Source organism: Rhizobium bangladeshense (assembly GCF_001662075.1).
Taxonomy (GTDB): Bacteria; Pseudomonadota; Alphaproteobacteria; order Rhizobiales; family Rhizobiaceae; genus Rhizobium; species Rhizobium bangladeshense_B.
Map to the genome: position 1 here is coordinate 1 of NZ_LYPL01000087.1, position 1,299 is coordinate 1,299.

The window sequence follows — 1,299 nt, forward strand, 5'->3', positions numbered from 1 at the left end:
TGGTTCATCTTGACCGGGTGTTCCATTCTGGCGGCTCCTTTCCAGCCGGATGTCAGGCGTTCGTTTGGGCAGGCGCTCAGGTCCCTGCTATTCGGCAGCCCCCGTCGGCGGCATAGAAGACGCCGACCGCGTTCTTGTCGGGACGGGAATTCGGAGTCGTGTCACTTGCAGCGAACCGAGGTTCGATGCCCGAGCGCACCATTTTCACGAGTTCGTTGACCAGCTTTGCCTTGCTCATTTCAGCCCCCCTTTGGGCGTGTTTCGTCGTCCCCGCGGCGCGTGTGCGCCGCGGGCTGCAATGGACCCGGCAGAATCCTTCCTGCGTCCGCCTGGCGGTGGACACGGAAACGGGAAGTCAGTTGGGGAACAAAGTTCCCTAACCGAACCCGGGGCGACGGCGTTCTTAGGGTGAGATCAGCAAACCGCGCAGGTTCGCTATCTCACTCGAAGAGCGAGTCCGTCTGAAGTCCTAAGTCCGCCGGGAGGGGACCTGCGACCACGCCTTAACGGCGTATGAGCCTGCGGAGGTTGGGGATGGGGAGTGCGCTGTTGGAGCTAGCGGCGTTGAGAGGGACGCGCGTAGCCTTCGACGGGCTCGTTGCCGAATTGGGCGGAGCGATCTTTGCACGATTGAAAGATGCGGTCGAAGTCATGTTGAACCTACCTTTTTCTAAGCCACGTGGAGTGCGCGGAGTCTTCAATTAAAGGCGAATACGAATAAGTCAAAAATAGATGACTTTGATATTATCGGTCTGTGTTCCGATTTTTTATCTTCGTATAATCGAGCTTTGCCACGATGCCAGCGCCTCAATCAGTTCAACGGTGCGATGTATACTTAACATTGTTTGTTAATGCTACAATAACATCGCCAGCGAACCGGGAAACGCGCGACATGGTTAATTTCTTCTGCTTGTTCAGCTAGGAGGTTCGCCGGCTACGATGATTGCATCTTCGGCCAAGCGGCCATAGTTGGAGACGGATGCCGCATTCCATTTGCCAACGTGCCGGACGAGCGCGCGCGTTACATCCGCTACGGCCAGTTGTTCATAGACCCAAGGCCCGAGTACGTCGGTGTTCCAGCACTGACCGTCACCGACCGCGATACGGAGATCGGTTTCGCAAAGCTCGAACCAGGCATCAACCTGATCGACCCAGCCACCGCTGCCGTGTACGCCGATCTTGACAACCTTAGCGATGTCGGGAAGGGGCTTCCGCGAGAACCAGTTCAGAAAATGGGCAGCGCACTGGCTGGTGAGGTCTGGCACCAGGAGCGGCTGGACGTGATAGCGGCGGGTAGAT

The 1,299-nt window shown here is 57.4% G+C and carries 2 protein-coding genes; both read right to left on the bottom strand.

Going from position 1 to position 1,299, the window contains the following annotated elements:
* Window positions 1-76: 76 nt before the first annotated feature.
* On the bottom strand, window positions 77-238 hold the full coding sequence (locus tag A7X77_RS33320; protein WP_156668214.1) for a hypothetical protein: 162 nt from the start codon (window positions 236-238) through the stop codon (window positions 77-79).
* Between the two features lie 676 nt (window positions 239-914).
* Window positions 915-1,299: hypothetical protein (locus A7X77_RS33685; RefSeq protein ID WP_197486931.1), on the bottom strand; the 385-nt coding region annotated here is incomplete at its 5' end.